The 24892-nt window shown below is 68.0% G+C and carries 25 protein-coding genes and 5 pseudogenes; 11 read left to right on the forward strand and 19 right to left on the reverse strand.

Annotated features, from left to right (window positions below; genetic code table 11):
* Positions 1-176: 176 nt before the first annotated feature.
* The 4 genes and pseudogenes from EDD92_RS52245 to EDD92_RS47080 form a co-directional block, all read right to left on the reverse strand.
* Positions 177-632 carry an Atu4866 domain-containing protein gene (locus EDD92_RS52245; protein WP_399185282.1) on the reverse strand — a complete coding sequence of 152 codons (456 nt, stop codon included), beginning with the start codon at positions 630-632 and terminating at the stop codon, positions 177-179.
* Positions 541-1358: pseudogene (locus EDD92_RS52635) on the reverse strand (helix-turn-helix transcriptional regulator); the annotation flags it as partial. The pseudogene EDD92_RS52635 and the gene EDD92_RS52245, both read right to left, overlap by 92 nt.
* 540 nt (positions 1359-1898) lie before the next feature.
* Positions 1899-2783, reverse strand: a complete 885-nt coding sequence (locus tag EDD92_RS47075; protein ID WP_123969987.1) for a helix-turn-helix transcriptional regulator — start codon at positions 2781-2783, stop codon at positions 1899-1901.
* Positions 2784-2838: 55 nt separating this feature from the next.
* Positions 2839-3330: a pyridoxamine 5'-phosphate oxidase family protein gene (locus EDD92_RS47080; protein ID WP_123970875.1), complete on the reverse strand. Its 492-nt coding sequence runs from the start codon at positions 3328-3330 to the stop codon at positions 2839-2841.
* A 303-nt stretch (positions 3331-3633) separates the two neighbouring features.
* On the opposite strand from EDD92_RS47080, the gene EDD92_RS47085 reads away from it, so the two are divergent.
* On the forward strand, positions 3634-4455 hold the full coding sequence (locus EDD92_RS47085; protein WP_260327234.1) for a TIGR03619 family F420-dependent LLM class oxidoreductase: 822 nt from the start codon (positions 3634-3636) through the stop codon (positions 4453-4455).
* A 29-nt stretch (positions 4456-4484) separates the two neighbouring features.
* On the opposite strand, the pseudogene EDD92_RS52640 reads toward EDD92_RS47085, so the two are convergent.
* The 3 genes and pseudogenes from EDD92_RS52640 to EDD92_RS50305 all read right to left on the reverse strand — a co-directional run.
* Positions 4485-4580: pseudogene (locus tag EDD92_RS52640) on the reverse strand (IS630 family transposase); the annotation flags it as partial.
* A gap of 279 nt (positions 4581-4859) precedes the next feature.
* Positions 4860-5747, reverse strand: coding sequence for an IS3 family transposase (locus EDD92_RS47095; protein WP_185124352.1), 888 nt, complete (start codon positions 5745-5747; stop codon positions 4860-4862).
* Positions 5744-6040 (reverse strand): transposase, encoded by a 297-nt coding sequence (locus tag EDD92_RS50305; protein WP_185124353.1) that lies wholly within the window; start codon positions 6038-6040, stop codon positions 5744-5746. The genes EDD92_RS47095 and EDD92_RS50305 overlap by 4 nt, the downstream gene beginning before the upstream one ends.
* A gap of 41 nt (positions 6041-6081) precedes the next feature.
* On the opposite strand from EDD92_RS50305, the gene EDD92_RS50310 reads away from it, so the two are divergent.
* Complete coding sequence (locus tag EDD92_RS50310; protein ID WP_185124354.1) at positions 6082-6432, forward strand: hypothetical protein; 351 nt, start codon at positions 6082-6084, stop codon at positions 6430-6432.
* Positions 6433-6609: 177 nt separating this feature from the next.
* Here EDD92_RS50310 and EDD92_RS47100 read toward each other — a convergent pair whose 3' ends face one another.
* Complete coding sequence (locus EDD92_RS47100; protein WP_123969990.1) at positions 6610-7620, reverse strand: sigma-70 family RNA polymerase sigma factor; 1011 nt, start codon at positions 7618-7620, stop codon at positions 6610-6612.
* Positions 7621-7778: 158 nt separating this feature from the next.
* On the opposite strand from EDD92_RS47100, the gene EDD92_RS47105 reads away from it, so the two are divergent.
* Complete coding sequence (locus tag EDD92_RS47105) at positions 7779-8363, forward strand: dihydrofolate reductase family protein (protein WP_123969991.1); 585 nt, start codon at positions 7779-7781, stop codon at positions 8361-8363.
* A 177-nt stretch (positions 8364-8540) separates the two neighbouring features.
* On the opposite strand, the pseudogene EDD92_RS47110 reads toward EDD92_RS47105, so the two are convergent.
* The 3 genes and pseudogenes from EDD92_RS47110 to EDD92_RS47120 all read right to left on the reverse strand — a co-directional run bounded on the left by EDD92_RS47110 (position 8541) and on the right by EDD92_RS47120 (position 12129).
* A pseudogene (locus EDD92_RS47110) lies at positions 8541-9750 on the reverse strand (IS701 family transposase).
* A 250-nt stretch (positions 9751-10000) separates the two neighbouring features.
* Positions 10001-11023 (reverse strand): aldehyde reductase, encoded by a 1023-nt coding sequence (locus EDD92_RS47115; RefSeq protein WP_123969992.1) that lies wholly within the window; start codon positions 11021-11023, stop codon positions 10001-10003.
* Positions 11024-11079: 56 nt separating this feature from the next.
* Complete coding sequence (locus EDD92_RS47120) at positions 11080-12129, reverse strand: aldo/keto reductase (RefSeq protein ID WP_123969993.1); 1050 nt, start codon at positions 12127-12129, stop codon at positions 11080-11082.
* A 75-nt stretch (positions 12130-12204) separates the two neighbouring features.
* On the opposite strand from EDD92_RS47120, the gene EDD92_RS47125 reads away from it, so the two are divergent.
* Complete coding sequence (locus tag EDD92_RS47125) at positions 12205-12741, forward strand: TetR/AcrR family transcriptional regulator (protein ID WP_123969994.1); 537 nt, start codon at positions 12205-12207, stop codon at positions 12739-12741.
* A gap of 57 nt (positions 12742-12798) precedes the next feature.
* Here the strand turns inward: EDD92_RS47125 and EDD92_RS47130 are convergent, their stop codons facing one another.
* The 4 genes from EDD92_RS47130 to EDD92_RS47145 form a co-directional block, all read right to left on the reverse strand.
* Positions 12799-12996 carry a hypothetical protein gene (locus EDD92_RS47130; RefSeq protein WP_123969995.1) on the reverse strand — a complete coding sequence of 66 codons (198 nt, stop codon included), beginning with the start codon at positions 12994-12996 and terminating at the stop codon, positions 12799-12801.
* 169 nt (positions 12997-13165) lie between these two features.
* Positions 13166-13324, reverse strand: a complete 159-nt coding sequence (locus EDD92_RS50315) for a hypothetical protein (protein ID WP_185124355.1) — start codon at positions 13322-13324, stop codon at positions 13166-13168.
* 377 nt (positions 13325-13701) lie between these two features.
* The gene (locus EDD92_RS47140; protein ID WP_123969996.1) at positions 13702-14550 is read right to left on the reverse strand and encodes a hypothetical protein; all 849 of its coding nucleotides are present in this window, start codon (positions 14548-14550) and stop codon (positions 13702-13704) included.
* A gap of 1021 nt (positions 14551-15571) precedes the next feature.
* Complete coding sequence (locus EDD92_RS47145; protein ID WP_123969997.1) at positions 15572-15781, reverse strand: hypothetical protein; 210 nt, start codon at positions 15779-15781, stop codon at positions 15572-15574.
* A gap of 213 nt (positions 15782-15994) precedes the next feature.
* Here EDD92_RS47145 and EDD92_RS47150 point away from each other — a divergent pair.
* Both EDD92_RS47150 and EDD92_RS47155 read left to right on the forward strand, forming a co-directional pair.
* A pseudogene (locus EDD92_RS47150) lies at positions 15995-16144 on the forward strand (IS5/IS1182 family transposase); the annotation flags it as partial.
* A gap of 57 nt (positions 16145-16201) precedes the next feature.
* Entirely contained in the window at positions 16202-16606 is a 405-nt protein-coding gene (locus tag EDD92_RS47155; RefSeq protein WP_123969998.1) for a hypothetical protein, read from the forward strand.
* A 22-nt stretch (positions 16607-16628) separates the two neighbouring features.
* On the opposite strand, the gene EDD92_RS47160 is transcribed toward EDD92_RS47155, so the two are convergent.
* The 3 genes and pseudogenes from EDD92_RS47160 to EDD92_RS47170 all read right to left on the reverse strand — a co-directional run.
* On the reverse strand, positions 16629-17501 hold the full coding sequence (locus EDD92_RS47160; protein WP_260327235.1) for an IS5 family transposase: 873 nt from the start codon (positions 17499-17501) through the stop codon (positions 16629-16631).
* Between the two features lie 180 nt (positions 17502-17681).
* Complete coding sequence (locus EDD92_RS47165) at positions 17682-18029, reverse strand: hypothetical protein (protein ID WP_123970000.1); 348 nt, start codon at positions 18027-18029, stop codon at positions 17682-17684.
* A gap of 254 nt (positions 18030-18283) precedes the next feature.
* Positions 18284-18647: pseudogene (locus EDD92_RS47170) on the reverse strand (transposase family protein); the annotation flags it as partial.
* Between the two features lie 12 nt (positions 18648-18659).
* Here EDD92_RS47170 and EDD92_RS47175 point away from each other — a divergent pair.
* The 3 genes from EDD92_RS47175 to EDD92_RS47185 all read left to right on the forward strand — a co-directional run bounded on the left by EDD92_RS47175 (position 18660) and on the right by EDD92_RS47185 (position 20867).
* Positions 18660-18908, forward strand: a complete 249-nt coding sequence (locus tag EDD92_RS47175; protein WP_260327236.1) for a DUF397 domain-containing protein — start codon at positions 18660-18662, stop codon at positions 18906-18908.
* A gap of 617 nt (positions 18909-19525) precedes the next feature.
* Positions 19526-19792 (forward strand): hypothetical protein, encoded by a 267-nt coding sequence (locus EDD92_RS47180; RefSeq protein WP_123970001.1) that lies wholly within the window; start codon positions 19526-19528, stop codon positions 19790-19792.
* A gap of 340 nt (positions 19793-20132) precedes the next feature.
* Complete coding sequence (locus tag EDD92_RS47185; RefSeq protein ID WP_123970002.1) at positions 20133-20867, forward strand: PIN domain-containing protein; 735 nt, start codon at positions 20133-20135, stop codon at positions 20865-20867.
* A gap of 239 nt (positions 20868-21106) precedes the next feature.
* Here EDD92_RS47185 and EDD92_RS47190 read toward each other — a convergent pair whose 3' ends face one another.
* Entirely contained in the window at positions 21107-22834 is a 1728-nt protein-coding gene (locus EDD92_RS47190) for a histidine kinase (protein WP_185124356.1), read from the reverse strand.
* Between the two features lie 179 nt (positions 22835-23013).
* Between EDD92_RS47190 and EDD92_RS47195 the strand changes: the two genes are divergently transcribed.
* Positions 23014-24450 carry a TRAP transporter substrate-binding protein gene (locus EDD92_RS47195; protein ID WP_185124357.1) on the forward strand — a complete coding sequence of 479 codons (1437 nt, stop codon included), beginning with the start codon at positions 23014-23016 and terminating at the stop codon, positions 24448-24450.
* Between the two features lie 100 nt (positions 24451-24550).
* Positions 24551-24886 carry a response regulator transcription factor gene (locus EDD92_RS47200; RefSeq protein WP_260327237.1) on the forward strand — a complete coding sequence of 112 codons (336 nt, stop codon included), beginning with the start codon at positions 24551-24553 and terminating at the stop codon, positions 24884-24886.
* Positions 24887-24892: the final 6 nt, after the last annotated feature.

A 24892-nucleotide genomic window follows, 5' to 3' on the forward strand; every position in this document is an offset into this window, starting at 1 on the left:
ACAGGGCTGGAAGAAGGGCCCGTCCGCGGGAGGGGGCTGGGAGGGCCGGTCGCCGGGGGCGGCCGAGGCTGCTCGAATACCAGCCTCGGCCCTGCCCGCTACGGCAACCAGGTCGCGGTTTCCCCAGGTGTCGCGCACCCAGGATCGGGATTGGGGGGCGCCGATGGGCGCAGAGGTCAGCCCAGCTTCATGACGTAGCCCTCGTGGTGCTGTTCGTCGCCCTGGAACTCGCCGTAGGCCCAGAAGCCGAGGTCGTCGAGGTAGTCGATGCGGTCGCCGTCGATCCAGAAACGGCCCTGGTAGGCGTGCGGGCGACCGCCCCGGGTCTCGTCGTAGCGGCCGTCGGCGGTGAGCTGCTGGTGCAGGAAGTCGTTCCTGTCGATCCAGACGCCGACCCATGGGCTGCCGGTCACCTGCGGTGCGGCCGGGATGCCCGCCTTGGGGGAGGTGGCCCGGCCGGGGACGTCGGTGCCGGCCCACAGGACGGGCCGGCCGGCCGCGACCAGCCGGATTCTCCCTGCACCACTGTACGGATCCTCCTCGGCCGGAGCGGGACCGGAGTTCGGTGAAGGCAGCTGCGGTGGCACTGGCCGGCTCGGCCTGGTGGACGACCAGCTGCTGGTGCGGGGCACCGTGGACGGTGAACGCCGAAAACTGGATCTCCAGGGCGCCGACCTCGGGGTGCGCGAGGTTCTTCGCCTGCTGCGTCTTGCCCCTCACCTCGTGCCGTGCCCACAGTTCGGCGAATTCGGGGCTCTTCGAGCAGAGCGTGTCGACGACCTCGGTGATCCGCGGGGAATCGGGGTCGTATCCGTAGGCCGCGCGCAGTTCGGCCACGCACGAGTTCGCGGCCTTGTCCCAGGCCCGTTAGAAGGTACGCCCGGCCCGGTCCAGGAAGACCATGCGGGGAAGGTTGTCGAACCGCTGGAATCCGCCGTGCAGGGCCGCGGCGAGCGCGTTGTACGCCAGGATGTCTAGGGCTGGTCCCAGGTTGAAGGCGGGGGTGTCGGGCCAGCTGTCGATCAGCTGGAGAAGCTGGCGGCTGATCCCGTCGTGACCGGCGGGAACGCTGCGGCGCTCCTGGGGCCCCCGGGTGAGTCTGCGCAGGTGTCGTGTGCCTCGTCGTCGAGGCGGAGGGCGGCGGCGATCGCGTCGATCATCTGGGGCGACGGGCTGGTCTCCCGACCCTGTTCCAGGCGCATGTAGTAGTCGGAGCTCACGCCCGCGAGCATGGCGACCACCTCGCGGCGCAGCCCCGGCACTCGCCTGCGCCCGTGCTCCGGCAGGCCGACGTCCTGCGGCTTGAGGGCTTCGCGCCGTGCTCTCAGGGTGTCTCCCAACAAAGTGCTGTCGCTCATGACCCCAACCTGATCGAGCACGGCACCAACCTGGTCGAACATGACCCCACCCTGGGCGAGGGGAATGCCGGCCGCTGATGGACGGGACGTCCAGACGTCCGGCCGCCGACATCGCCTCGCCGACGCTCCGCCGACCGGCGGCCGGGCCGGCCACCACGCGGCGGCACCGAGCCGCCGGGCCGTCCGGCCGGCGGCCGCGCGCGCCGTTCCGGCCGGCAGCGCGTGGCGCGGGCATGTCGCAGCCGCGTAGTCGGCCGTCTACAGGATTCAGGCGGCAGGGGGGCCGGTCCGAGGCGCGCGCGTGTTCGGTACCTCACCGCGCAGACGGGCATGCCCCGCCGCAAGGCCATAGGCACTGCTGCCTCGGCCGGGGCGAGCCGGCCTAGGCGCAGACGGGGCAACTCTCCCGGCTTCACCGTCCGGGTCATGGCGTCATCCTCCTTCGCATCCGCCCGGGGTTGGGGGAGCGGTGGGCCCAGCCCTGGCACACACTCAGGAACGCGGGGCCGGGCTGGGCCTCATACCGCCGCGAGCGTGCCTTCAGTCGGAGAGGACGCCCGTCGCCGTGTCCGGTGCGGGCACGGGGCCGGCAATGAGCGAGCCGAGAAGGGCGAGGGCGTCGGCGGAGGTGCTGCCGGGTTCAGCTTGGTAGACGACGAGCTGCTGAGTGGGGGCACTGTTGACGGTGAAGGACTCGTAGTGCAATTCCAGGTCGCCGACCTGGGCGTGGTGGAAGAGCTTTGCCTCGCGTGTCTTCCCGCGCACGTCCTGGCGCGCCCACAGAACGCGGAAGTCGGGGCTTTTCATGGACAGTTCGCCCACGAGCTGGCTCAGCCGGGCGTCATCGGGGTCGATACCGGCCGACCGCCGCAGCGCGGCCACGGTCGACTCGGCGGCCCGATCCCAGTCGAGGTAGAAATGCCGCGCCGCCGGATCCAGGAGCGTCATGCGCAGCAGGTTGTCGGAGTGGGTGAAACCGGCGTGGAGGGCGCTTGCGAGCCGGTTGCGGGCCAGGATGTCCAACGCGGGGCCCAGGACGAAGGCGGGCGTGCCGCTCCACGTATCGAGGAGTCGCCGCATGTGCGGGGCTACGCGTTCGACGCGCGGCGCACGGCGAGTCCGGCGGTTCCTCGGGCCGGCCACGCGAAACAGGTGGGCCACCGCTTCGTCGTCCAGCCGCAGGGCCCGCGCGACGGCCTCGAGTATCTGCTGCGACGGATGCCGTTCGCGGCCCTGTTCCAGCCGCATGTAATAGTCGGTACTCACCCCGGCAAGCGTGGCGACCTCCTCACGGCGCAGCCCAGGCACCCTGCGCCGACCGGAGGCAGGAATTCCCACGTCCTGGGGGCGCAACCGGGCACGCCGTGCGCGCAGGAAGCCTCCCAGTGCGTTCTCGGCGGCGGGATCATCCTTGTCTGTGTCCATAGTGCGAGGCTAGGCCCCCGCAATGCCTCGACGTATGGGCGAAGGGGGGCGCGCTTCACCCAGGAACAGCGCACCCCGGACAACCGCGATCTGGATCGTCCGACGACTGCAGCGGCCGCAGCCCCCGATGGATTCCGGGCAGTGCTTTGTCAGAATGCTCAGCTGTTGTCGTTCCGATCTTGAGGGGCACCGGTCGAACGGGAGTCTCGATCGGGTGAGTGCAGCGGCCGCCGTGCATGAAACCAGGGCCTCTTGGTAGCTCGAAGGTGTTCTTACGCCAAAGAGCGGTCCAGGAGGCCCTGTTGTCGCATTCGATCCAGGGGACGAGGAGGCGCCGGTAGCGGGCTGCCTGCGCCGGGTCGGTGATCGGGGTGGCCGGGCCCGTGACCATGACGCTCCAGCCGGTACGTGTTCGGGGGTCGATCTGGCCGGCGTCGTAGACCACGACCTGGTCGATGCTCGTGTTGTGCAGCAGGGCCGATCCGTCGTGGGTGCGGATGACGATCGTTTCACTGTGGTGATCTTTTCCCAGGTGCTGACAGAACAGCCGTCGTGCCGTGAAACCCGTGCAACCGGGCTTGGGGGGATGTCGCGGCTGCTGCTCTGACCGGGAAGGCTGACCGGCTTACGTAGTTCATGGCGTGGGCCTGCGAGGGGCATACGGAGTCACAGGCGATCCGCTGCGTCCCGGCCGGGGATGAAATGGGGTGGTGCGGGAGTTGGGTGTGGCGACAGGTCGGTCGGTGATCGTCGTGTCGCCATTGGACTGCCATCGAAGGGCAACTTCATGTCCCAGCTGCGCCTCGGCGTTTCTCTTCAACCACGCTGGCCGCTCGATGACGGAGCCAGCGTGCTCCGCGCCGCACGCCATGCTGAAGAGTTGGGCTTCGACCACGTTGCGGTCGGCAACCGCCTACTGGACAGCGGCTTCGGCCTCGACACGGACCCGCTTGTTCTGCTGTCGGCCGTCGCTGGGGCGACGACGCGCCTGCGGCTGCTGACGTCCGTACTCGTCGCGCCGTACTACCCGGCGCTGGTGCTCGCCAACCAGGCGGCCACCTTGGACGTCGTGTCCGGTGGTCGCTTGATCCTGGGCGTCGGCACCGGCTGGAACCCCGACGAATTCGATGCCGTCGGTGTACCCGCCCGTGAACGCGGTGCACGCACCGACGACCACCTCGCCGCCGCCAAGGCCCTGTGGGCCCGGCGACCCGCAGATTTCGACGGGCCGTACACGACACTGCGCGCCGCGCACTTGGGAGTGCCTCCGGTCACTGCCGGCGGTCCGCCCGTGTGGGTCGGCGGCCACAGCGACGCTGCCCTGCGCCGTGCGCTGCGGTTCGGCGACGGCTGGTACGGCACAGGCGCCGACGCCGCAGAGGTCACCGAGGTACGGCGCCGCCTGAGTGACCTGGCTGGCGCAGAGAACGCCGACCGGCTGACGCTCGCGTCGGCCGCGTTCCTTACTCCGCCCGGTCTCTCCGCGGCGATTCCGCCACCGGGACGGCCGCTCGGAGGCAAGGCGCCCACTGCAGCGAGTGTCGCCGACGACCTCGGGCGGCTCGCCGAGGCAGGGCTCACCGCTTGCACCCTGTGGCTGCCTGTCGCAGCTGAACATGTCGAGAAGGCTATGGAGTGGGTCGCAGCCGAGGTGGCACCGCCACTCACCTGATGCCGTGGCTGGGAAGACGGCCAGGTTCATCAAGCTGCCGCTTCGAGGGGGCGTCCGCCCCAGCGGATGCCCTTCTCGCAGCGGATGCGGGCACGTTCTCGGCGTTGGGCGGCCAGGACGTCGGGGGTGGCGGGCGTCGGCTGGCTGGGGCGGTGCCATCTGGGTTCTGGCACAGATCTTGGGGAGCGGTCGCGGAGGGGTTACTGGAGCAGGATCATTTTGCGGAGTAGTTCGAATCCGGCTCGCCCGTCCAGCTGCCTCTTGATCTTTTTTGATCCTGTTGTCGGCGCCTTCGGTGCTTCCTGAGTTCCAGGGCAGGGTGAGCCCGGCAGCCACGGCCTCCAGATCGCCGGTCAAGCCCTGGGGGAGGCTGAAGTTTCCCCGTGATCTTGGACACTCGTCGATTATGCCGCGAGGGCGTGTTGATGCCGCTGCCTGGTCTCGGCCGGGGTGAGGTAGCCGAAGGTCTTGTGCTTGCGCAGGCGGCGGCGGTTATAGAAGGTCTCGATGAAGGTGAAGACCTCGGCGCGGGCGGTGGCCCGGTCGGGCCAGATGCGCGTGCCGATCTCTTCCTTGAGCAGGGCCCAGAAACTCTCCGCGGCCGCGTTGTCGAAGCATGATCCGGTACGTCCGCAGCTGTTCCGCAGCCCCAACTCCCTTATTCGGTCGCAGAATTGTGTAGAGGTGTATTCGCTGCCGCGGTCACTGTGGATCACACAGCCGGGCTCCAGGTTCCCTCGGCCGTAGGCCATGTCGAGGGCGTCCACGACGAGTTCTGCGCGGTGGTGATCAGCCATGGCATAACCGACGACCTCGCGGGTGGCCAGGTCCAGCCAGCAGGCGAGGTAGAGCCAGCCCTCGGCAGTGGGCAGGTAGGTGATGTCGCCGACCAGCTTGATCCCGGGCCGCTCGGCGTGGAAGTCGCGGCCGATCAGGTCAGGGGCCGGCTTCGCCTTCTTGTCGGGCCGGGTCAACGAGCGGCGCTTGCGCCGGGTGACGCCTCGGATGTCGCGCTCGCGCATCACGCGGGCGATGCGCTTGCGGTTCACCCGTCGCCCCAGACGCCGCAGTTCGGCGTGGATGCACGGGACACCGTAGGTGCGGCGGGAGGCGACGTGCAGCACCGTGATCTCGTGCGCGAGCGCGTCGTCGGCGGCCTGCCGGGCATGACGGGCGGCCTCGCCCTCGCGCCACGCGTAGTAGGAGGAGCGGGCGGCATGCAGCACCCGGCACAACAGAACGATCGGGTAGTTCGCCTTCTCCGCATGGATGAACCGGCACAACTCGCTCACCGGTCGTTGTCCTTCACGAAGAAGGCGGTCGCTTCTTTCAGGATCTCGATCGTCTGCTGCTCGCGGTTCTCCCGCCGCAGCCGCTTGAGCTCCTCGCGCTCGGCACTGCTCAATCCGCCGGCAGCGCCCTCGCCCTGCTCCGCCTTCGCCTTGCGGTACCAGCCGCGCAGGGACTCGGAGCTGATGCCGAGTTCCCGGGTCACCGCCGTGACCGTCTTGCCCGAGGAGTCGACGAGCGCGATCGCGTCCCGCTTGAACTCTTCGGTGTACCGCTTCGTGTACTTGCTTCCCACCTGGTGCTACTTCCTCTGGAACCTCAGATCCCAGTCTCCAGGTGTCCACGATCAAGGGGAAGGTTCAGGCCGGTGATGCCGGGGAGCTGAGCGGTGCGGGCGTTGTTGATCCGGTCTGGCGGCAGAGGGCCGGTGCGCAAGGTGAGCATCTGCCCGAGGTCACGCACGAGTCGATGCGCGTTTTCCAGCTCGGGGCGGGCGGCGCGTATGGCCTTGGACTGTGTGATCTGTCTTCGGTGAGCGTGTCGGGATGGCGGGTGATCCAGCCGGCGACGGTGCGGACGGGTGGGCCCGCCGCGGCCGGGACAGGGATGGGATTCCGGCCGGCTTCGCCGCTTCCCGCAGCAGCATCCCGTCTTGCAGCCGGGCGGCATGCGGCCGGTAGTGGGTGACCGGGCGTGCGAAGCACGTGCGGAACGCCTCGTCGGCATAGCGCGGGCCCTGCTGGTGGTCGAAGCGGACGGAGACGTGGCTGTCCTCGCAGCCGCAACAGTCCTTGGCGGCCTTGTACCGGACCGCGGGATCGGGGTCGTGCAGCGGTCCTCCCTCGTGAAGGGTTGATGATCCGGTTATCGGCTCCGGAGTGATCGGGGCAGCCCGAACCATGGGAGCACGCTGTTGTCGAATCGGGTCATGGCGCAGATCCGATCGCCGGTGAGAGTGAGGACGTAGAGGCCGACCCCGTGGCTGATGCCGTTGGGGTCACGCAGGTAGGCCCCGAATGCCGGCTGGCCGTTGGCTCGCGAGGGGACGAGGTCGAACCTGCGGCCGGCGCCGAACAGGCTGGCGCAGAAGCGGGCCACGACGTCCCGGCCCTGGTATTCGAAGGGCATCGGTGGCATCGACATGAAGACGTCGTTGGTCAGGAGGACCACCAGCGCATCGATATCGGCGGACTCCCACGCGTGGACGAACTTCGCCACGATCGCGTCCTCGGCGGGTGAGCCGACGGGGGGAGGCGGCTGGTGGTCGCCGGTCGGCGGTCGGCTGCGCTGCAGGCTGGCGCGCGCTCGTTTGAGGGCGCTGTTGACCGATTCGACGGTCGAGTCCAGCATGCCGGCCACCTCGCTCGCCTGGAACCCCAGGACATCGCGCAGGACGAGGACGGCGAGCTGGCGGGGCGGCAGGACCTGAAGGGCGGTCACGAAGGCCAGCGAGATGGATTCGGTCTGCTCGTAGCGGGCCTCCGGGCCGAGCGGCACCTCGACCGCACCCTCCAGGAGGGTACCGGGAATCGGCTGCAGCCATACGACCTCGCCGAGCCGGGTCGGCTCGGGCGGTTCGACGCCTGGCACGTCCCACTCCTTGGCCGGGCGCCGACTGGCCGCGCGGCGCGCGTCGAGACACCTATGGGTGGCGATCCGGTACAGCCAGGTGCGCAGCGAGGCGCGTCCCTCGAACCCGCCGAGGCTTTGCCAGGCGGTGAGCAGCGTGTTCTGGAGGGCGTCCTCGGCGTCCTCGAAGGATCCGAGCATGCGATAGCAGTGCACGTGCAGCTCTCGAAGGTAGGGCTCGGTCAGCTCCCGGAACGCCTGCCCGTCCCCGGCCCGCGCCCTTGCGATCAGATCGGCTGCCGCCATCCTCACCGTCACCTTCTCCCCGCGTCGTGCCGCACTTCCATCCTGTATAGGCGCTGGCCGTGGGGCGAACTGGGCGGTCGGCCGGCGCCCAGTTTCCCAGCGTCGCGACGCCTGTACCTGCGTGGCCGACGACCACGCAGGCGCGAAGGAGGAGCGGAATGGGAAAGATCGTGATGAGCGGACCGCAGAACGTCTCGCTCGATGGAGTGGTCCAGGACCCGGATGGTCAGGAGGGCTTCGAGCTGGGCGGCTGGTTCGTCCAGTTCGGGGGCAAGGATCTCGCAGAGTGGAACAAGGTCGCGCTCGAGGAGGCGCTACGCGCCGAGGCATGGCTGCTGGGTCGCAAAAGCTACGAGTTCTTCCGGGGGCGGTGGCTGCCCCGGAGTGGCGAGCTTGCGGACCGGTTGAACAGCATGCCCAAGTACGTCGTGTCCTCGACCCTCAAGGAACCCGACTGGAACAACTCGACGGTTCTCAAGGGCGACGTTGTGACCGAGGTTTCGAAGCTGAAACAGGAGCTGGACGGAGAAATCGTCGTCCCTGCCAGCTATCGGCTCGGGCGTACGCTGATCGAGCACGACCTCGTCGACGAGGTGCGGCTGGTCGTCTTCCCGGTCGTGCTCGGGACCGGCGAACGATTCTTCGGCGAGGCCGGCGGCAAGAAGACCATGCGCTTGGTCGACACCCGGACCATCGGTGACGGCCTGGTCTTCCTCACCTACAAGTTCGTCCAAGACGCCTAGTACTCCAGCAGGACTTCGCTGTCTGACCTGCGGGTTTGGCTGGGCGGCTGGAGTGTAGCGGGTCTTGGAGTGGTGAGGGGTGACCGTACGGAGAGCGCCCCTCGAACGTAGGCCGTCGCCGCTGGTAATGGCAGCGCCGGGCGACTGCTTGGCGTCGCCGACGCCAGTTCGACCAGTTCATCGCGTAGCGTCGGCCTCGGTGTCCGCGCAGGTGCGGGGGCCGGGGCCGACAATCTGCCAGGAGTCGCCGAACCTCCGCCACTGTGAGCTCGATGGCCCGGCTGTCTCACCGGTTCCGCCCCCATTTCTCTGACCTGGTGCGTGGTGGCCGCCAGGAAGGCGTGCGCGAGCATGGCGAGGTGATGTGCCGGTGCCAGCCCACGTAACGGCGGACTTCATGCTGGTCGAGGCCGCACTCGTTCTTCGCGGCCTGGAAGCACTCCTCGATCGCGCAGCGCGACCCGGCGATCCGCACCAACTCCCGAGCGTTGGTCGCCAAAGAGGCGCAGGCGAGGTAGTAGGCGATCTCGTCGGGCTTGCTGATGCTGCGCCGGGCCAGCGCCCACCGCATCCGGTGGGGAAACTCGCCCTGGTAGTCGAACTCGGCAACGGCCGGCAGCCGCACCGCCGCCCAGTGGTAGACGCGCGGTCCCTTCGCCCCGTCTCCGCACGAAGCCTTTTGCCACGCCTCGTCCGGCGCCTGCGCGAACAGGCTCTCGATCCGGGGACAGCCCACGATGAACTGGGACTTGGGCACGGCCAGCACATAACCGATGCCCGACTGTTCCAGGAACCGACGGAAGCGACTCTCCTGTCCGTTGGAGGAATCCGCGGTGACCCAGGCGATGGGCAGCGGCGAGGCGAGGGCACGCAGCACGATGCGCCGGCCAGTTCGCCCTTGGTCGCGAACTCGCGCGCGTCGGGGATCTTGGCAGCGCGGCAGCGGTCACGGTCGGCGGTCCAGGACTTGGGAAGGTACAGTTCGCGGTCAACCAGGGCCCGGCCGCGGGAGGTTGCGTAGGCTGCGAAGACGCCGATCTGGCAGTGCTCGGTACGGCCCGGGGCCCGTATTTCAATAACTGTCAGTGAAGCCGGTGTCGTCGATGATGAGGACTCCATCGTTGTCACCGAGCTTGTCAGCGACGTATTCCTGCAGGTCGTCGCCGATGTCGTCGGGCTCCCACTTCGCGCCGGCGAGCAGGTGTTGCAGTCCGTCGGGAGTGGAGTGGCCTGCCTGCTCGGCCAACTGCCAGCTGTTCTTGCGGGCTACCGGGGCGAGTAGCTCGCGCACATAGTCACGCATGCGGCAGCGGAGCTCGACGCGGCGGAAACGGTGGCCGATGGCCACGAAGAGGTCGCTCAGTTCCAGGTCCCAGCTCGACAGCACGCTCGGTGATCACATCGGGAGATTTCCTCGACGCTGCCATTACCAGCGGCGACGGCATACGTTCGAGGGGCGCCCTCCGCAAGGTCACCCCTCACCACTCCAAGACCCGCTACACTCCAGCCGCCCAGCCAACCCCGCAGGTCAGACAGCGAAATCCTGCTGGAGTACTAACGGACACAGTCGCTCCGGGTCACCAGTCCGACGCACCTTCGGTGCCTCAATGCTGCCGCGTCGGCCGGTTACGAGCCGGTCATTTCCCGACGCCGTGGACGAGGAGGCTCTCGGCGGTCTCCGCGATGGTGTCCTCGATGGGACGGGCCCGCCAGCCGAGAAGCCGCTCCGCCTTGGCGCTTGTGGCGTCGAGATCCCGGCCGAGCTGGTGCCTGAGCAGTCGCAGTTCCGGGTTCACGGTGCCCAGCGCTCGTGCGAGCCACACGGGTAGTTCGCGGTCCGGGGCCTTGGCGGCGCGTTCTCCCAGGCGGTCACGGAGAATGCGCGCGATCTCGACAACCCGCAGGCTGCGCCCGGCGGTTGCGAGGAAGCGCTCGCCGGCGGCTGCCGGATCGGTCATCGCGCGCAGGTGCAGATCCGCGACGTCGCGCACGTCGACGAAGCCCATCCCGAAGGGAGGGCAGGCAGGCACCCGTCCCTCGATCATTCTGCGCACCAGGCGCAGGGAGGGAGGGTCGTCGGGGCCGAGCAGTGGTCCTAGGACCCCCACGGGATGCACCACTGCCAGTTCCAGCCCACCGCCTTCGTCCGCGACGAACCGCCAGGCGGCGAGCTCGGCGAGCGTCTTGGAGCGCTGGTAGGGCGGGATGTCGCTGTCGACGTTGGTCCAGTCTTCCTCGGTGAACGGGGTCGAGCGTGGTGGGTGCCCGATCCCGATGGCGCCGAAGGCGCTCGTCAGGACGACCCGACGCACGCCGGCGTCGCGGGCGGCGCGCAGCACCCGCTGGACGCCTTCTCGTGCCGGGGCCACCAGCCCGTCGTCGGTCGCCGGGGTGCGGCGCAGGGTCGGCGAGGCGACGTGGAGGACGAAGTCGCAGCCGGCGACGGCGTCGTCCCAGCCCTCGGCGCGTTCGAGGTCGGCGCGGAGGACCGTCAGACGGTCGTCGTCGAACGGTGTGGCCGCGTGAAGCCACGAGCGCAGAGCCGGTGCGCGGCGCAGGTCTCGGACGGTGGTGCGGACGGTGTGCCCGGCGTCGAGCAGGGCCAGGACACACCAGCTCCCGATGAATCCTGTCCCTCCGGTGACCAGTACCTGTGCCATCTGTGTGCCCTCAGCTCGGGATCCGACTATCAAGGGGTGCCTCTCGGTAGTGCGGTTCATACGAGAGCCATGCCGGGAACGCGCTTGCGGATGGCCTCCAGCTCGGCCTCGTCGGAGACGCCCTGCCAGTCGTGGCGGGGGGTGTACGGGGCCTCCAGGGCGCGCGCGTCCTCGTCGGTCAGCTCGATGTCGAGAGAGGCCACGGCCTCGTCGATCTGCCGGATCGAGCCGGCGCCGACCAGGGGTGCGGTGACGACCGGCTGGCGTCGCAGCCAGGCGAGCGCGACCTGTGCGCGCCTGACGCCGTGCGCGCGTGCGACCTGTCCGACCGCGTCGATGATGGCGTGGTTGGACGCCTCCTGCTCGGGCGAGTAGAGCAGGTCCGCGTAAGCGCCGTCCGTCTCGGAGCGCGCCGTCGAACGGGCATCGTCCCACGCGCGGGCGAGACGGCCGCGGGCCAGCGGCGACCAGATGATCGTGCCGACGCCCTCGTCCAGGCACAGCGGGATCATCTCCCGCTCCTCCTCGCGGGCGAGCAGGTTGTAGTGGTCCTGCATCGACACGAAGCGTGCCCAGCCGTGCTGCCTCTGCAGGTGCAGCGCCTTGGCGAACTCCCAGGCGTGCATGGACGAGGCGCCGAGGTAGCGGACCTTGCCGGCCTTCACGAGGTCGCTGAGTGCTTCGAGGGTCTCCTCCCAGGGAGTGGCGTGGTCGTTGCGGTGGATCTGATAGAGGTCGATGTAGTCCGTGCCGAGGCGGCGCAGCGAGTGGTCGACCTCGGTCATGATCGCCTTGCGCGACAGGCCGCGGCCGTTGGGTCCCAGCCGCATCGGGTGGCGCAGCTTCGTGGCGATCACCACAGCATCGCGATCGGCGAAGTCCTTGAGCGCGCGGCCGAGGATCTCCTCGCTGGAGCCGTTGGAGTACATGTTCGCGGTGTCGAAGAAGTTGATCCCCGCCTCCAGTGCGTGCCTGATGAGCGGGCGCGCGTCCTCCTCGCCCTTCGACCAGACGGGATGCCCGCGGTCGGGTTCGCCATAGGTCATCGCACCGATCGCGATCGGAGACACGTCGAGGCCGGTCATGCCGAGCTTGATGTAATGCATGACGCTCCTTAAAGTATGTGGAGAGCTCTCCATATAACGTAGTGGAGAACTCTCCACTTAGCAACGTGAGGTCCCGTGGTCCGTTCAGACGCCCGTGAGAACAGGGCACGCATCCTCGCCGCCGCACGCGAAGCGCTCGCCGCGGACGGCAGCACGTCGATGAACCAGATCGCCCAGCGCGCCGGAGTCGGCGCCGGCACTCTGTACCGCAACTTCCCCACACGCGAGGCGCTCGTCCTGGCCGTCAACCAGGACGAGGTTGCCCGCATCACCGGCGCTGTGGCCGACCTACTGGCACAGATGCCCCCACTGGAAGCCCTCCGGCACTGGACGATGGACCTCGTCGAGGCCATGCGGCGAAAGCACGGCCTCGGCGACGCACTCACCCCGGCCGTGCACCAGGCGATCAGCGAACAGAGCTACGGCCCGGTCATCGCCGCGATCGCTCAGCTTCTCGACGCGGGCAAGAAGGACGGAAGCATCCGCCCCGACGCCGACCCAGGAGACTTCCTCCAACTCACCGGCGCCTTGTGGCGCGCCGTGTCCAGCCCCGAGGACCGGGCACCCCATATGCTCGCGCTCATCCTCGACGGACTCCGCACGCACCGATAAGCGACGCACACGCGACAGGGCCGTCAGGTGAATGGCCCTGCCGTGGAAACGGATTTGTCAAGATTGTGCTGCTTTGCCTTGACGGACAGCGACGATCGGTAGGAGCTGAGCGCTGCCGGGTGCTGTGATCTTTTGGGGTGTTGGCCCGGTCGGGGTCGGGGTATCGGCGAGTCTGTTGAGCAGTTGGTCGATCGCGGCCTTGCCGTCGGTGAGGGCGGCCTGTTCGTCCTCGGTGAGCGGGATGGAGACGGCCATCTTCTGCAAGTTGCCTTTGGCTTCGAGGAGTTGGGCTCTCGTGGAGTCCTTTGGGGCGTAGAAGTCGCAGCGGGTGTGCCGATGCGTGCGGCTGCCTGCGGGCGAGGCTGGAGGCGAACATCATCAGCAGCGCCGTCGGCTTGAGCGCCAGGGTGGCGCGAACGCCGGATCAGCCCAGCACCGCCTGGGAGTAAGGGAAGAGGGCCACGAAGATACCTGCCTGCACGCCGAAGACCATCGCAAGCGACACCGAACCGCTCGCGAGACTTTGCTCGCTGAACAGGCGGACGTCGAGGAGTGGAGGCTGCCGTCGCAGCTCCCATGCCACGAATCCGGCAGCGGCCAGGGCGGTGACGAGGAGACTCAGCTGCGTCGCGGGCGTCCTTCAGCTTCGTTGGGGGCCCTCATGGAGAAAGAAGACAAGCCCGACCGCTGCGACCACGGACGACAGCGAGCCGACGGTGTCCAACCCGTGCTCCGGCACGGCGCGCGAGTCCGGGATGGATCGCAGCGCCATGACAGTGGCGACGACGACCAGCACGACCGGCAGGACGAACAGCCACCGCCTGGCGGCCCAGGATGCTCAGTTCGGGCTACGAAGGGTGAACGCTCCCGCGGTGGCCCCCACCGAGGCGGCCTTGCGGCGCCGATTCGTTGAGTTCGGCGCCGCCGTGGTCGCTCCTCGGTGGCTCGGTGTCGCGGTGCTTACCTGACGTCGACGAAGTCGCCGGGCGCTGTCGAGGCGGCGGTGGTGCCGGTGCCGGCGAAGACGTAGCGGTAGTACCCGTCGGCCGTGGCCGTGGTGGTGGTTTTCAGGACGCCGGTGGTGTTGGTCTTGACGGTCTTGAGGGTGCTGTAGGTGCTGCTGCCCTTCTTACGGAACTGCAGCTTCGCGGGCTGGTTCGCGTAGCCCGCGTACTTGCTCGTCGACCAGTTGGCGCGGGCGAGCTTGCCCGTGACCGTGATGGTCTTGCCCTGCTTGACCGGCTCGGGCGTGGCGTCGGCGGTCAGCGTGGAGAGCTTCTTGATCGAGGCGGTGGCGACGTCGTCGTTGTAGCTGGCGTTCGCGTACAGGTCCCACGCGCCCAGGAACAGCTTCCAGGTACCGGCCACGCCGTTGTTCTTCATGTCGGTGGCCGGGTGGATGTTGAAGACGGCCTTGCAGTGGTAGACGCCCTGGGTCGCGGTCTCCGTGCAGTCGGGGTCGTCATCCGTGCCCAGGCCGCCGGTGATGCCGTCCGTGGTCGAACTGTCGGTGCCCTGCCACAGGAAGGCCTCGGTGAGTGCGACGCCGTTCTGGTCGGTGGCGGTGTACGTGACGGTGACGGACTTCGTGCCGGTGGTGCCGAGAACGATGTCCTTGCCGCCGTTGATGACCGCGTTCGAGAACTTGGTGTTGCCCAACGAATCGTTCGGCCGAACGGCCCTCGAGGCAAAGGAGCTCAGCTTCGCCGACACACTCGCTCGCTCCGCCGCCTGAGCGGCAGCCGGAAGAGCGAGCGCGGACAGAACGACGGCACCGGAAACCACGGCGGCCGCGACGCGTATGCGCATGAATCCCCCACGGGAACGTGAGAGGCCCGCCGAAGTCTCCCTCCGGCCGGGCCTGTTGATCTCCGCATCATATGAACTCACGTCGGGAATGGTGAAGATCCTCTGTGCAATAAGTGCGTAATGGGCCAGCGGTGTCCACCGGATCACGTGCCCGCATCCAGCCGCCGGGGCCTGCATGTCCGACCGAGGCATCCAGGCGAATCCTGCCTCCAGTTCGGCGAAGACCTTCTCCTCAGCTCGAAGTTCAGGTACCTCGAACGAGAAATGGAAGCACTGGAGGCCTTGAGGGCCGCCCGCTACACAAGGGCTGCACCCCCGTGCTTCCCGGCTGTCACCAAAGTGCTCGTGGCCAACGCCAGCCCGAGGGACATCGAGACCATTCAGCCCGGTGAGACCGTCCTGGCCACCGATCCGCCCACCGGTCGCACTGCACAGCAGGTCGTGGCCAAGGCGGCGGCACTCAATGCGCCCCCGCCGTGGGCGAGGCCCTGGCTGGTCGACAGCCAGGGGGGATCATCCGCGCGGATGGACACTCAACTTCACCGATTCCGATGCTGTCGAGGGGGGAGGACAACGAACGGGAGTGCTGGTGGACGCCTGGGGCGAGGATGGCAGGGCTCTCACCCCTGGACCAGGAAGAAGGCCAGCTCGTGACGGCCAAGGACCGGCCGGGCTTCCTATGCGTGGAGCGGCACGAAGTGCCGCAGGTCGCTCCATGGCGTTCTGCCAGGCGGGGACTGGCAGCTGCAGAAGAAGGACGGCCCGTTCGGGATCGGCACGACGTCGTTGCGTTGCTGGTCCATGACGTACGTCTGGGCCCGTACGCAACCTCGCCCCAGCCGCACGCGGGCTGTTGACCTGCGGCGTCGACACATCGCGGATGGCCACCGATGTGTGCCGACGTGTCGGATCCGAACTGTGACGCGCCGAGTGGCAGAGCACCATCCGCGACGTGCCGTGCGTCGCCTCCTGTCGAACAGGACGGTCGGCACAGGGGAGGGCGTTCCGTCGTCGTGGCCGGTCAGCCGACGGTCAGGGAGAAGGGGCCGCCCAGCACCGAGTAGCCGTCATTGGCGAGGTAGTACACGTCGTACGTACCCGCGCCGCCCGGTTTGCCCGTCGGGAAGGTCAGGGCGCCGCTGGCGTTGGGGGCGTAGGACCAGGTGAGCGAAGCCTGCTTGCCGGGGCTGACGCCCGTCGGGTAGATACCGATCCAGTTCTTGGCGCTCACCTGGGAAGCCGACGGCACCGAGTAGCGGCCCAGATGGCCGTCACTTGGCAGAAGTCATCCGCCTCCGGAGGCGACGGAGACTTAGCCTTTTCCAACCTCTTGCACGGGCTGGGCAGTTGGCCTGACAGACGGATGAAGCCCCTGGTAGATGGGTTTTCGACCAAGAGAACTGTCTCCACCAGAGGCTTCGCATGCTTGTCTACCCGTCCGGCGCGGTCCCATGCGGAGGTGCGGGCACTGGTCGAACAGGCCATCGCCATCCTCAAGTCCTGGCGGCTCCTGCGCAAGCTCCGCTGCTCGACCACCCGAATCACGAGCCTCCTCCAGGCCGTCCTCACGCTCCATCTGGCCAGCTCAGACTGAGACCGCGTTTGAGATCTAGGTCGGTGGCTTCTCGGAGGGTGCTCTAGGCTCGGTCAGGTGATCTCCGACAAGTTCCCCCTCGTCGGCGGCTTCAGGGAGCTGGAGTACGGCAGCCCGGAGGGGCCGTCGATCCGAGCTGCTGTGCGCATGGCGGCGCCGAGGTGTGAAGGCGATCTGGTTCGGTACCTGCGTGGCGGCGCGACCTTGGTCGCCACGCCTTCAGCCGTGCCTGACGTGCTGAGCGAAATGGGCGCGTTCATCGGAGGACTGCACCTGCTCACAGACGGACATTGGCTGTGGTACTCCGACTTGGCCCACTACGTGGGGCGCTACCACGTTGAGCTCGACCCGGCGTTCATCGAGCACGCGCGGAGCAACAACTGGACTGTTCCGCAGGTCAGCGACGAGCGCCTCGAAACGATGGTGACGTTGCTCATCGGAGAAGAAGTTGAGCCGGACTGATGTTGCTGCCCGCGCCTGGCTATCAGGCCGAAGTTCGGGTCAACGGGCGCCGACCCGCTCGGGAAGCCGGCCTCACCCGGGTCAGGCGGCGGACCATGATGCCGATCATCGCCCAGCGGAGCATCGTCTCGGAACGGGCGGGAATGGTCTCGTAATCGCGGGCCAGGCGTCGGTGGGCGGTGAGCCACGAAAAGGTACGTTCTACTGCCCACCGCTTCGGCTGGACTTGGAAGCCCCGTTGGTCGGGGTCCTTGCGGACGATCTCCAGCTCCCGGCCAAGCACGGTGGTGGTCCAGTCGACCAGGCGGCCGGCGAAGCCCTGGTCCGCCCAGATTTTCTTGACCCCCGGGTGGTCGAGGCGGGTCCACAGCAGTGGTCGGCGGCCGCCATCGCGGTCCTGGACGCTCGCCGCGACGACGTGCACGGCCAGCAGCAGGCCGAGGGTGTCGGTGACGATGAACCGCTTGCGGCCCTTGACCTTCTTGCCCGCGTCGAATCCCCTGGTGACAGCGGGAACGGTGTCGGCAGTACGGACGGACTGCGAATCGATCAGGCCCGCGCTTGGCTCAACGTTACGGCCGTCGGCTTCGCGAATCTGGCCGCGCAGGGCGTCGTGGATGCGTTCGACCGTTCCGTCGTCGTGCCACCACGTGAAGTACCAGTAGACCGTCGGCCACGGCGCGAAGTCCTTTGGCAGCTGCCGCCAAGCACAGCCGGTCCGCACGACATAGAAGATCGCGTCCACGATCCGCCGCCGCGGATGCTTTTCCCGACGCCCGCCCTTGCGCCCCACTCTCGCTGGCGGAAGCAACGGCTCCACCAGCGCCCACTGCTCGTCCGTCAAGTCCGACGGATACCCGCCCCCAGCACCGCTCACGGCATGCTCAACGATCACACCAGCAACGAGCCACGGTAGATCTCAAACACGGTCTGAGGATGGAGAAGGCTCCCTTTCTCGGAAGCTCCGACGGAGGGACCCAATCGCCGACGTGCACAGGGTGAGGAAAAGAGAGGCCAGCCAAGAAGGAAGCCCCCTTCCTCAAAGCTGGAAGGGGGCTGCTTTTGTCGTCAGCGCTCAGCAATCCACGTGCACTCGCTCGACGTAATTGCTGCCGTCCAGGGTCCGCTGACCCCCTGCCCAGACGAAATCCCACGTGCCGTTCACGTAATACACCGTGAAGCTGTTGCCGTGGGCCCTGGCATAGTTGAAACGGCCGTAGATCCAGTTGTCTCCACAGCCGTCCATATTCCAGACACCTCCGGAAGTATCGTATACGCAGGCCCGCCCGGCATCGCACTTGTAGGTCACGTACTGGGGATGGACGTCGGCAGCTGAAGCAGTGCTGGAGCCGCCGATGAGCGCGCCAATCCCAAGAGTGAGAGCCACAGCTGTACGGGTCACGTGCCTTTTGAGCAACTGCATCCAGAAGTCTCCCTGCCTGGGGCCCCACTGTGACGCCAGTTCGAGCAGACGCCCATGAGGACCTGCCACTCGGTCGACCGATGCAACTCGCTGTGGTCGACCTCTTTGCGTCACACCGTAGGCGCCGCCCGTGGATACCGGCCATCCTTTCGAACACCATCGAAACACGTGCTATCGGAGTGGCATCGCATTGCATTGGAGGTAGTGAGCCTTCTCCATCCTCAGTCTGAGCTGGCCAGATGGAGTGTGAGGACGGCCTGGACGAGAGCGTCGATGATACCGTGCTCGTGTGCGGCCCGGACGTCATGGACGGCACCTGCCAGGGCTGGTGAAGCCCACAGGAGACGGCCCTTCGGGTCGGCTATGACCTGCACGTTCATGCCGTGCTTCTTGTGTTTGCCCGAGTAGAAGGGACGGTCGGCGGCGATCCGCTCGATCGGCAGAAGCTGGGCGTAGGGCTGGGCCGTTGCGGAGGTGGGTGAGGGTGAGCAGGGCCTGTCGGCCCGCGCTCAGGCGCCGCCATCGGGTGCCGAGAGCGTGACGGTGTGTTCTCAGGCGGGCCGAGAGGAAGCGGAGGGCAGAACTGGACACGTCGACTCCGGACGGGTAGACAAGCATGCGAAGCCTCTGGTGGGGACGGTTCTCTTGGTCGAAAACCCATCTACCAGGGGCTTCATCCTTCTGTCAGGCCAACTGCCCAGCCCGTGCAAGAGGTTGGAAAAGGCTCACTGTGTCGAATTCGCCGCTTACGACAACGGCATCGCCATCCGCCACAGCAAGGTCCCCAACGGTCCGGCCCTCCTCTATACGCGCCCGGAGATAGCCGCCATGATCGAGAGATTCAAGGCGGGTGAATCTGACCATCTCGCAGAGGGGTAGCGCGCTCGGCCGTGCGAGTGAGTAGTTCGCTGAGCGGTTTTTCGGAATGATTGCCGAGGTAGCTTGGTGGCGACATTGTCCTAGACGAGGCGGGAAACCATGCGTGCACGTAGAGTCTTCGCCATCTTGATCGCCACCCCTGTCCTGCTTGCCGCGATTGGAGTGGCTGGTGGATCCGCGGTCGCTATGCAAAAACCCACCCCCGAGGGGTCAAGTGCTCGCCCCAAGGCTACCGCTGAAGCTGAAAGCAGGAACGGTGAGGTCAAAAGATCTGACGATGAAGAAACTGAACCGGAAGAAGGTCTACTCGGCACTGTCGGAGGTGAACTCCTCGATCGCGTTTCTTCCAAAAGGGCGTAAGGGCTCGTAACGCGATCATCATCGGCGACATCCCCCTGGCCCCCCAACTACACGGCACCGACCGCGCACTGGCCCAGACGTGGGCCGACAACCGCCGCGCCTACCTGGGCACCAGCGTCAGCGGATACCCCAACCTCTTCCTGCTCATCGGCCCCAATCTGCTCACCGGCACCACCGCCGTCCCCACCGTCCTCGAAGCCCAACTCCGCTACGTCACCACCGCACTCAACCACCTGCGCTCCAGCGGGGCGTTCGCGTTGGATGTCAAGCCCGAGGCCGAAACAGCCCACCAGCAGGCCCTGCACGAGGCGCTACGCGGCACCGTCTACAACGCCGGCGGCACCGGCTACTACTTCGGTCTCCCGGGTATCAACACCTTCTGCTGGCCCTGGTCGACCGCCAGGCTCGTCCAGCGCCTGGACTCCTTCGACCCGGACGCCTACACCTGGACGCTGCCACTGCCTGCCCAGGCCGACGCCGAACGGAATGATCAGCCCGCCCACCAGCTGGGCCGACCCCAGTAGGTCCCGGAACGCAGCCGTCGACGACATCCTTCGACGGCACGGCCGAGGCTCCTCGGCCGTAGCATTCACGGAACTGCGGCCAGAGCCCTGAAAACGGCCACCGGCCGCTCGTGGACGACCCCACACCTGCTCGATGGATCTCCTCACCCGCAGACCGTCTGAGCTGTGTGCGGACGCCACAGGGGGGATGGGCGGCAAGGGCAACGTCAGCGGGGCGAGAGGCGCTCAGCTCTGCCTCAGCCAGCGTTCGTTGTGGCAATTGCCCAGGCCGTCCGCGCCGTGCCTTCGCTGTGGCGGTCGCCGAGCCGGTGGCGGCCTGGGTGAGCGTCAGGTGCGCCGCGTGCTTGATCAGCAGATCCTGCCCAACCTTCGAGTGGTCGACCTGGAGATCCGCGACCACCTTTCCCCACGGACCCGGCGCATCCTGCGGGGCGACCGGGAGATCCCGCGCAAGTACCGGGGCGACCCGGACGACGCGCCCATCATGGCGCTCGCGGAGTTCCTCGCCCCGAGCGTCATCGTCACCCAGGACAGCGTCTTCTCCCGCTTCGGGTTCGCCGTCATTGAGTGGATCCCCGTCGTGCAGAGCGTGATGCGCATGGCCGGTCTGGAGGCCACCGGTGCGAACGCGCTGGTGGTCATCGACTGGGCACTGCAGCTGTCCGGCGCGGGCATTCACCGCCTGGTGGTCCTCGCTTCTGGCAACCCGCTGGCCGCGACGGTCGCTGTGGGTGGCCTGCTGTCGTGGTGCTACCAAAACGGCTATCTGACCCGAGACAACTGGCGCCGGCGCCTGTCGCGGGTGGGTCAGGCAACAAAGTCGGTGCTGGAGGTGGCCAACGCCGGGATGACCGAGCACAAGGCGCTCAGCGACTCGCTCCTGGTGGTGGAGGCCCCTGCCTATCCCACCCGCGAGCAGCTTGTGGCCCGGTACCTCGCGCGCTGCGACCGGCACCTGACGCCCGGCGAGGTGCGCGACGCGCTCGCCCGGCGCGGCCACACCCTCTCCGCTGCGCAGCTGAAGCGGGACATGCTCGCCCACGGTGCGTTCGTCCGCGTCCGCCCCACGTGCTGACCAACGACCTGCCTGAGACGTACACCGTCATCCACGATCTCCACCGGGATATCGCAGGCGGCCATCGCTGACGGTCACTCTGCCCTGATGGCCGCTCACCGAAGGGTGCCGGGCCTTCCATGCTTGATGACGCGGCCACACTCTTTCCAGTGGCCGACAGAACTGACATTCCCTCACATTCGATCCTGTGCCAGCTTGCCGGCGCCGGAGGCGCCCAACTCCCGCCCTGGCCGAGACGTCTAGGAATGGGCGACGGCGGTCTGGTCTGGGCAGGGCAGGGGAAGCTGGAGGATCGCTTGAGTGCTGCCGTGCTCGGTGTGTGAGGTCAGTGCGCCTTCGAGCGTGGTGATGCGGTCGGTCAGGTCGGCGAGATCGGGCATTTCGCCTGTCACCGTGACGGATGTGATGAGTTGTCGGCTGCATTCGTCGATGCCGACCGTTGTCGTCCTGTTCTCGCTCATCCGGGCCACCATCAGGTACACCGTGGATTCCAGGACGTCGGGGTAGCGCGCGCGGGGGACGTCTTGGATGCGGAGATCTCGGGTGTGTGCCAGGGCTTCGAGGGCGACGGCAAGGCCGGCTTCCTTGAGCAGGACCGGGTAGAGCCCGCGCGCCACCGCTCTGAGGTCGGTGATGGCCTGCTCGAGTTCGGCCTCCGCGCGATCCAGGTGGGGAGCCGGGGTCGTGGTGCGGATCCGCAGCAGGCGCAGGCCCAGGGCCAGCCCTACGAGGCGTTGCTGGGCGCCGTCGTGCAGGTCGCGCTCCAGGCGGCGGCGCTCCTCGTCGCCGGCGGTGATGATGCGGGCTCCGGAAGCGCGCAGGTCGGCCAACTGGGCCTGGCTTTCGGCGTGGAGACGTTCGTGTTCCAGGGCCATGTGGATGCCGGACACAAGCTCGTCGACCGCCATCGGGCTGTCCAGCAGTCCGGGACGGTGGATGAGGATGGAGAGGGGTGCGTCGCTGATGCGGAGCGTGGTGGTGGCTCTGCCGGGCTGCGGGGGCCACGCGACCGGGCTGCCCGATGCGTCGATGTGGCGGTGGCCGACGCCGACCGGGTAGGCGATCTGGAGGTCCGGGTCGTCGAGACGCTCGGCGATCGCGTCGCGCAGCCTGCCCGGGGTGGCCGTGGCGCCTATGTCGATGACCACGCGGGTCAGCTCGCGTCGTCTGAGCCGGATGCGGACCAGGTCCGCGAGCGCAGCCGCCGCCAGCAGGGACAGCGTCCCCGCCTGCGTCAGCCACAGTTGGCCGTCCCGCGCGTCGAAGCCGAGGAAGCCGCGGTCCAGGCTGCGGACGTAGGAGAGGGCCACAGCGGTGATGTAGCCGAGGGTGCACAGCGTGGGCAGGCCTGTGGAGCGCCGGGCGGCCGGGCTCGAGGTGAGCAGGCGCCAGGCGAGGAAGGCGATGAGCGCCGACAGCCAGACCGTGCCCGCCTGTACGCCCAGTGATGCGATGCTCTGCGCGCGCGCCGGGGCGTCGGCGAGCGCCCACCAGTTGCGCGGGCACTGCGGGCAGCCGTGCGCCTGGGGCCGGGAGTAGGCGGCCGCGCCGACTCCTTGGACGCCCACCGTGATCGCGTAGCCGCCCACCACAAGCACCCGGGCGGGCCAGGACCCGAGTCGGCCGCCGGGGTAGGCAAGGGCGAGGTGTCCCACGGCCGCCGGGCAGGCCGCGTTGAGGGCGAGCCCGAGGGAGAACGCGACCGACGACGTTGTCCCAGGGTTGTCCCACTCCGGCAGGAACCAGGCGTATGCCGCGATGAACAGCAGGATTCCTGCACGCCTGCCGGACGGTCGCGAGCCGAGAGCGAACGCGCCGATCAGGAGGGTCCAGCCGGCGCCCAGCAGGGCGATCAGGCCGTGCGGCGTGGTGAGCGCCACCGAAAAGCCCCGCTCCGCCCGGGCGATCAGCACGGTGAGGAGGCTGAGCGCGGCTCCCAGGCCGAGGAGCAGCAGGCGTATCGGCATCGGCATGTCCCCCGGGTGGCGGCGACTGGCTCACCTGTCGGGACACGATGCTCCCGGAATGGCCCTTGCGCCGGGAGAGGGCTGTCCCTGATTCTTGCCGTGCGCAGCCGCGGGGTTGGCCCCGATGTCCCGCTCCGGGCACGATCGTAACGTCGTGGGCATCGATGGGAGGTGCCCCTGTGAAACGGCAGAAACGGGGAACGTGGGCCGCCACGGCGGCAGTTGTGGCTTTGGTGCTGGTCTCGTCGGGATGCTCGGCTACGGGATCCGACCGCGCCGGAGGGCATGCCGGCGCCGAGCCCACCGTCCTCACCCTCGCCAATCCCGGCGGATCCGTTGAGCCGCCGCAGTTGGTGGCCTGGGCCAAGCGTGTCGAGCAGATGTCCAAGGGGACCATCAGGATCAGGTTCCGGGACGAGTGGCGCGAAGGGCAGGCCCGCCCCGAGGTGCCGACGCTCGACGACATCCGCAAGGGCAAGGCCGACATGGCCTGGGTGGGGGCCCGCGCCTTCGACCGGGTCGGCATCACGGACTTCCAGGCGCTGCTGGCACCCATGTTGGTGGACAGCTACGAGCTGGAGGCGAAGGTGTTCGAGGCCGGCATCCCGGCCCAGATGCTCGGCGGCGTACGCAAGGCCGGTCTCGTCGGCATCGGCGTCCTGCCGGGCCCCGTGGCGCGCCTGGTGGGTACCCGCAAGCCCATGGTGAATCCGGATGCCCTCAAGGATGAGAAGATCGCCAGTCAGGATTCGGCCCTGATGGACGAAAGCCTGCGGGCCTGGGGCGCCACTCCCGTCCAGGCGCCCCCCGGCGTCGACCTGAGCCCGTTCGGCGGCATACAGATGCAGCTCGGCGCGGTCGTCGGCCGCCACCACGAGAGCGATGCCAAGTACGTGACCGGAAACATCGGCCTGTGGCCGCGCGCCCTGGTGGTCGTGATGGGCAAGGCAGCCCACAACAGGCTGTCCGCCCGGCAGCGCGAGATCCTCGCCGACGCGCTCAAACAGACCATCACGCAGGCGGTGGATGCCTCCCGGGCCGAGGACCGGGAATCCGCTCCCACCCTGTGCAGGATGGGAATGAAGCTGCCGTCGGCGTCCGCCTCGGACGTCAAAGCCATGAGGTCGGCCGTGCAGCCGGTCTACGCCAGGCTGCGCAACGACAAACGGACGGCCAACTGGCTCGCGCAGATCCAATTCCTCAAGGAGACGACCGGTGTCGGACCCGATACCGTCTCGTGCCCCGCCAAGTCCACCGCTGCCGGCCCTCTTCAAGGGCAGTGGACCCGCACCATGACCGAGAGCGACTGGCGCCATTGGCCGGGATATGACACCTGGCCCGAGCGCCCACCGAACGGTACTTGGACCCTGACCTTCAACAACGGCATCCTCACCAAGACCGACCCCAACGGTGAGACCGAGCGGTGGCCCTACCAGACGTTCCGCGACCGGATCCATCTCGACGGACTGGTCACCTTCAACGCCACCTTCCACCTCGACGCAGGGCATCTCACCTTCGACAACTTCGACATGAGCGACTGCCCGGACTGCGCCGGCTATGTGGTGACCTTCGGCGGATCCCAGCAGCCCTGGGTCAGCACGGCGGTGGCCCATTGAGCGGGCCCCACGCCGGCCCGGCCGTGCATCGGGGGCAGCCCTGATGTACGGCCGCCCTCCACGCTGTCACCATCGGACGGTGGCCCCGACGCTTCTGATCGTGGACGATCACGCAGGCTTCCGTGCTTTTGCCAGGGCACTGCTGGAGGCGGAGGGCTTCGACGTGGTCGGAGAGGCCGCGGACGGCGCATCGGCCCTGTACGCGGCCGAACGACTGGACCCCCAGATCGTGCTGCTGGACATCGTGCTCCCGGACCTTGACGGCTTCGAGGTCTGCGCGCGCCTGACCGGACGCGGGCGGCAGCGGCCCGCGGTCGTCCTCACCTCAAGCCGGGATGCGACGGCGTACACAGACCGGCTCAGCCGCAGTGCCGCGCGGGGGTTCATCCCGAAGGACAGGCTGTCGGGCACCGCGCTGCTGGCGCTGGCCGGGTGAGCGCGC

The sequence above is a fragment of the Streptomyces sp. TLI_185 genome (genome assembly GCF_003814765.1).
Lineage (GTDB): Bacteria > Actinomycetota > Actinomycetes > Streptomycetales > Streptomycetaceae > Streptomyces.

Coding starts and splice junctions, on each gene's coding strand:
- EDD92_RS47075 (WP_123969987.1), bottom strand. CDS start 2,783: ATGGACACAGACAAGGATGATCCCGCCGCCGAGAACGCACTGGGAGGC.
- EDD92_RS47190 (WP_185124356.1), bottom strand. CDS start 22,834: ATGCCGATACGCCTGCTGCTCCTCGGCCTGGGAGCCGCGCTCAGCCTC.
- EDD92_RS47165 (WP_123970000.1), bottom strand. CDS start 18,029: ATGCAGTTGCTCAAAAGGCACGTGACCCGTACAGCTGTGGCTCTCACT.
- EDD92_RS47105 (WP_123969991.1), top strand. CDS start 7,779: ATGGGAAAGATCGTGATGAGCGGACCGCAGAACGTCTCGCTCGATGGA.
- EDD92_RS47100 (WP_123969990.1), bottom strand. CDS start 7,620: ATGGCGGCAGCCGATCTGATCGCAAGGGCGCGGGCCGGGGACGGGCAG.
- EDD92_RS47140 (WP_123969996.1), bottom strand. CDS start 14,550: ATGCGCATACGCGTCGCGGCCGCCGTGGTTTCCGGTGCCGTCGTTCTG.
- EDD92_RS47120 (WP_123969993.1), bottom strand. CDS start 12,129: ATGCATTACATCAAGCTCGGCATGACCGGCCTCGACGTGTCTCCGATC.
- EDD92_RS47130 (WP_123969995.1), bottom strand. CDS start 12,996: ATGGCCGTCTCCATCCCGCTCACCGAGGACGAACAGGCCGCCCTCACC.
- EDD92_RS47115 (WP_123969992.1), bottom strand. CDS start 11,023: ATGGCACAGGTACTGGTCACCGGAGGGACAGGATTCATCGGGAGCTGG.